This window comes from Nocardia sp. NPDC004722 (assembly GCF_053601505.1).
Genome location: NZ_JBSGBY010000557.1, coordinates 1 through 5,664, shown reverse-complemented (window position 1 = coordinate 5,664; position 5,664 = coordinate 1). Strand labels below are relative to the sequence as shown.

Annotated in this window: 3 protein-coding genes and 1 pseudogene; 3 read left to right on the top strand and 1 reads right to left on the bottom strand. The window is 70.7% G+C overall.

The window, feature by feature from the left end; genetic code table 11:
- Positions 1-562, top strand: a pseudogene (locus ACWELQ_RS36360) (ABC transporter ATP-binding protein); the annotation flags it as partial.
- A 52-nt stretch (positions 563-614) separates the two neighbouring features.
- Positions 615-1,403 (top strand): hypothetical protein, encoded by a 789-nt coding sequence (locus tag ACWELQ_RS36355; RefSeq protein ID WP_452401552.1) that lies wholly within the window; start codon positions 615-617, stop codon positions 1,401-1,403.
- 10 nt (positions 1,404-1,413) lie between these two features.
- On the opposite strand, the gene ACWELQ_RS36350 is transcribed toward ACWELQ_RS36355, so the two are convergent.
- Positions 1,414-1,944: a VOC family protein gene (locus tag ACWELQ_RS36350; protein WP_452401551.1), complete on the bottom strand. Its 531-nt coding sequence runs from the start codon at positions 1,942-1,944 to the stop codon at positions 1,414-1,416.
- A gap of 88 nt (positions 1,945-2,032) precedes the next feature.
- On the opposite strand from ACWELQ_RS36350, the gene ACWELQ_RS36345 reads away from it, so the two are divergent.
- The coding region (locus ACWELQ_RS36345; RefSeq protein ID WP_452401550.1) for an ABC transporter ATP-binding protein at positions 2,033-5,664 on the top strand (3,632 nt) is incomplete at its 3' end.

Below are 5,664 nucleotides of genomic sequence, written 5' to 3'. Positions count from 1 at the left end.
CGTCGGCAGCCTGCCCGAGGGCATGAAGACCCGGCTGGCGCTGGCCGTCGCGCTGCTCGGCGACCCGCCGCTGCTGGTGCTCGACGATCCGGCCGCCGGGTTGGACCAGCGGGAAACCGCCTGGCTCAACGACTTCCTGCGAGGCCACGCCCGCCGCGGCGGGACCGTGCTGCTCACCTCGCGCACCCTCAGCACCGTGCTGCCCGTCGCCGACGAGCTGATCGTGCTGGATCGGGGCCGCGTCGCCTACCAGGGCAGTCCGGCGCGGCTGCGGCGCAGCCACCCGGATCGATTGCTGGTCAAGGCATCCAGTCCGATCGCGCTGGCCACCACGCTGGCCGCGCAGGGCTTCACCGACGCGGTCATGCGGCCCGACGGGCGGCTCGCGATCGCGGAAGCCTCACTGGCGCAACTGGAATCGGCCGCCTCCTCGGCTCGCGTCCAGCTCACCGAGATCACCCCCGAACACATCCACCCCGACCAGGTGCTGGCGGCGCTGACCCACACCGGCACGCCCACCCCGGCCTACCCCGCCTCGGCCGTCTACGGGACCTACCGGTGACGGCGACGCGCCGGATGGTTCGTTTCGGCGAGGTCGTACGAGAGGACGCTGCATGAACCTGACGGTGCCACCGGTGGTGGCTCGGGCCGCCAATTCCGAAGTGCGCAAGGTGACTTCGGTGCGGTTGAACTGGCTGATCGGCGGCGGGGTCGTCGTGGCCGGGGTGCTGGCGTTCGTGGGGTTGGGTACCGGGTTCCGGCCCGGCGGCGAGCACGCGCAGGGTTTCAGCTCCGGATCCGGGTGGGCCGCACTGCTGACCACCTGGGTGCTGGTGCTGACGGTCGCGGCGGCGGCCGCGTTCGGGGCGCTCGGGTCCGCCACCGAATTCCGCACCGGATCGATGGCGCTGACCTCGCTCTACACCCCCGACCGGACCCTGCTGCTGGGATCGAAACTGGCGGTGGCGGGCGTATTCTCGCTCGGCACCGTGGTGGCGATGGAGGTACTGGGCGGGGCCGCCATGCGATTGGCGGGCGGCTCCCGGGTGCCGATGGACGGCGGGTTCTACGGGGTGCTGATCGGGGTCGCCGTGGCCGCGATGTGCTGGGCGGTGATCGGGACGGCGCTGGGCTTCGTGCTGCGCTCCCCCACCCTGGCCCTGGCCGCCGTGCTGGGCTGGGCGATTCTGGAGCCGCTGGTGTGGATCACCCTGCGCGCCATCGGATTCGGCGGAATCGCCGCCCTGCTGCCGGTATCGGCCACGGTCGGCGCGATCAGCGGCGGGCGCTACGCCAAGAGCGCGCTCATCGCGCCGACTCCGGCGGCCATGGCGCTGCTGGTGCTGTGGAGCGTCGCGGCGGGCGCGGGCGCGTGGTGGCTGTTCACCCGCCGCGATATCTGAACGGCCGGACTCAGGCCCGATCGGCGAACAGCCGTCGCCAGACCTCGTGATCGGTGCGCGGGCCGCCGGGCGTGTCCGCGCCGTACGTCGCGATGAGACCAGGCAGGTCCAGCGGCACGCTCGGCGCGGTCATGGCGGCCAGTTCGGCCTCCACCGCCGCATCGGGAACCAGCCAGCAGACCTCGAATTCGAGGCCGTCGGGGTCGGCGGCGTAGAGCGCCTTGGTCGACGCGTGATCCGACGCGCCGGTGAGCGCGCCCGCCTTCTCCAGGGCGTCGCGGACCCGCGCCAATTCGCTCAGGGTGTCCACTTCCCAGGCCAAGTGGTAGAGGCCGATCCGGCCGGTGCGATGCGTGACCGACGGGTCGGGTAACCGGAAAAGGCCCAGGTCATGGTCGTTCGCCGAGCCCTCGGCCTGCAGGAACACCGCGCCCGGGAAGCCTTGCAGGCGCCGGAAGCCCAGCACCTCGCAATAGAACGCGGCGGACCGCTCCACATCGGAGACGAACAGGACGGCGTGATTGAGGCGCTGAATCGGCATGCCTCCACTGTCGCACCCCGCAGGCACACTGGATGGGCGGGACGAGGGCGGGAACAAAGTCGACGGTGGGGGGATTGTGTTCTCCGGAATGAATGCAATGGACAAGGCCCAGAATCCGATGAACGCGGCCGAGGATCGCGGCTGGTTGCGCCGACTCTGGCAGCGGTGCGTGGGGCACCCGTGGATGCTGACCGGACTCGGGCTGGCCATCCTGCTCGGCGCGGTCGTCGAGGTGACCGGGCCACTGCTGGCCAAGCACGCGCTCGACGGCGCGACCGCCGGGAACACCGGCATCATCGCGGCCATGGCCGGGGCGCTGGGCGCGCTCGCGGTCGGCCGGTTCCTGGCCTCCTTCGGACGCCGGATGCTCGCCGGGCAACTGGCCCTCGACGTGCAGCACGAATTGCGCGTGGACCTGCTCGGCGCGTTGCAGCGGCTCGACGGTCCTGGACAGGACCGGCTGCGCACCGGACAGGTCATCTCGCGGTCGATCAGCGACCTCTCGCTCGTACAGGGCCTGCTGTCCATGGGCCCCTGGTCGGCGGTGGCGGCCCTGCAATTCGTGCTCGCCGCCGGCGTGATGCTGTGGCTCTCACCGCCTTTGGCGCTGGCCGCACTGCTGGTGGTGCCGGTGCTGGCGTTGGTCGTCTACCGGGTCCGGCCGCGGCTGTACGCGGCCACCTGGTCGGCGCAACAGCGCGCGGCCGACCTCGCCCAGCACGTCGAGGAGACCGTCACCGGGGTGCGGGTGGTGAAGGGCTTCGGGCAGGAAGCCCGCATGGTCGACGTACTCGAGAAGCACGGGCGCAAGCTGTACGCCGAGCGCATGCGCGCGGCCCGCATCGACGCCCGCTTCAGCCCCACACTGGCCACGATTCCGCAGGCCGGACTGGTCGCGGTGATCGCGGTGGGCGGGCTGCTGGCCTTCCACGGCAGCATCGGGCTGGGCACCTTCCTCGCCTTCACCGCCTACGTGTCGACCATGACCAATTCGACCCGGATCGTGTCCTACGTGGTGGTCATGGCGCAGTTGACCCGCGCGGCCGCCGATCGCGTGCACCAGGTCATCGACAGCGCGCCCGGACACATCGATCCCGAGCATCCGGTGGCCGTGCCGCGCGGGCCGCTCGGCATCGAGATCGAGGGGCTGACCTTCGGATTCGAGCCCGGACGGCCGGTGCTGCGCGACTTCGACCTGAAGATCGCGCCGGGCGAGACCGTCGCCGTCATCGGGCCCGCCGGTTCCGGCAAATCGACGCTGAGCCTGCTGCTGCCGCGCTTCTACTCCCCCGACTCGGGGCGGATCAGCCTGTACAGCAACGACTCCCGCGCGGACATCGCGGATCTGAAGGCCGCGGAGCTGCGCGAGGCGGTCGGCGTGGTCTTCGACGAGGCGTTCCTGCTGTCGGACACCATCGCCGCCAATATCGCGCTGGGACGACCGGATGCCACCGAGGCGGAGATCCACGCGGCCGCCAAACAGGCCGCGGCGGACGAGTTCATCAACGGTCTCGCCGAGGGCTACGACACCGTGGTCGGCGAACGCGGGCTGACGCTCTCGGGCGGTCAACGCCAGCGCATCGCCCTGGCCCGCGCCCTGCTCGCGGACCCCCGCATCCTCATTCTCGACGACGCCACCTCGGCCGTGGACGCCGTCACCGAGGCCGCCATCTTCGCCTCGCTGCCCACTGATTCCGGCCGCACGACGCTGATCCTCGCCCACCGCGAATCCACCCTCGCCCACGCCGACCGCGTGATCCGGCTGCCCGCACCGGATCTCACGGCGACCCCCGAACATCTCGAGACCGAACCCCGTCATCCCGGCGTGGGGGCGACTCCGGCCGGGGCGACTTCGGCGGGGGCTGGTCAGGATGTCGAGCCGGATCCTGATACGCCGGAAGAGGTTCGGCGGGTGCTCGGCGACTTGCCGGCCGCGACCGAACAACCCAAGCTGGACGCGGCCGAGCTGCGCGAGCCGGACCCGGGGTTCAAGCTCACCCACGCGCTGCGCCTGGTGAAGTGGCTGGTCGCCGGGACCATGCTGCTGCTCGCGCTGGATGCGCTTGTCGGCGTGGGGTTCCCGTCGATCGTGCGGTACGCGGTGGACTCCGGCGTCGGCAAGCATCAGGGCTCGGCCCTGGTGGCGGCCACCGTGATCGGCCTCGTGCTCGTCGTCGCCGGCTGGCTGGTGGCGGCGACCTCGCTGCTGTGGAGCAACCGAGCCGGGGAGCGGGTCCTGTTCGGGCTGCGGGTGCGCAGTTACGCGCATCTGCAGCGGCTGGGGCTGGATTTCTACGAGCGGGAACTGTCCGGCCGCATCATGACCCGGATGACCACCGACATCGACGCGCTCTCCACGTTCATGCAGACCGGCCTGCCGGACGCGCTGGTGGCGCTGCTGACGGTGGCCGGAATCGCGGTGGCGCTCATGGTCATCGACCTGCAACTGGCCACCATCGTCTTCGTGACGCTGCCGCCGCTGCTGCTGGGCACCTGGTGGTTCCGCAAGGTGTCCGATGCCGCCTACAGCGCGGCGCGCGAGCATTCGGCCACGGTCAACGCCGACTTCGCCGAGAACGTCTCGGGTCTGCGTGTGGTGCAGGCGAATCGGCACGAGGCCGCCGCGGCGCTGCGCTTCGCGGGCTACTCCGACAATTTCCGGGTCAGCCGGATGCGGGCGCAGCGGGCCATCGCCACCTTCTTCGCCTTCGTCGGCATGTGGGCGGATCTGGCGCTGGCGTCGGTGGTGTTCACCGGTGCGTGGGCGGTGGCGCACGGGTCCACCACGCCGGGCACGCTGGTGGCGTTCGTGCTCTACCTGCAACTGCTGTTCGGTCCGATCATGCAGCTGTCGCAGCTGTTCGACGGGTATCAGCAGGCGCGGGTCGGGTTGCGCCGCATCGGGGAACTGCTGCGCACGCAATCGTCCATCGCGCCGGATGCGGCCGAGCCGACGGTCATCGACGGGCACCTGCGGGGGCGAGTGGATTTCGAGAACGTCCGCTTCCAGTACCCGGGCGCGATCAAGCCCGCCCTCGAAGGGGTCGACCTCACCATCCCGGCGGGCGGCAGCCTGGCACTGGTCGGCGAGACCGGCGCGGGCAAGTCGACCATCGTGAAACTGCTCGCCCGGCTCTACGACATGCCGCGAGAAGACCTGTCGCACGAATCAAGCACCGCCCTGTCGGGTGACAGAAATCACGACAACTCCGGCGTGATTCGCGTGGACGGTGTCGATATCCGCGACTACCGACTCGGCGAGTTCCGCGCCCGCCTGGGCGTGGTGCCGCAGGAAGCTCACCTGTTCACCGGCGACATCGCCAGCAACATCGCCTTCGGAAAACCGGATGCCACACCGGATCAGATCGAGACGGCCGCCGCCGCGGTGGGCGCGCTGGCAACCATCCAGGCATTGCCACACGGAATGAACCAGCCGGTCGGTGAACGCGGCCGCGGACTCTCGGCCGGACAGCGGCAGCTCATCGCGCTGGCCCGGGCCCAGTTGGTCGACCCCGATCTGCTGCTGCTGGACGAGGCGACCGCCGTGCTGGACCCGGCCGCCGAGGCATCGGTGCTGGTGGCGAGCGAATCCGTGACACGCGGGCGGACCTCGGTGATCGTCGCGCACCGGCTCGCCACGGCCGCGCAGGCCGACCGAATCGCCGTGGTCGAGCGCGGGACCATCAGTGAAATCGGCACGCACGAGGAACTACTCGCGGC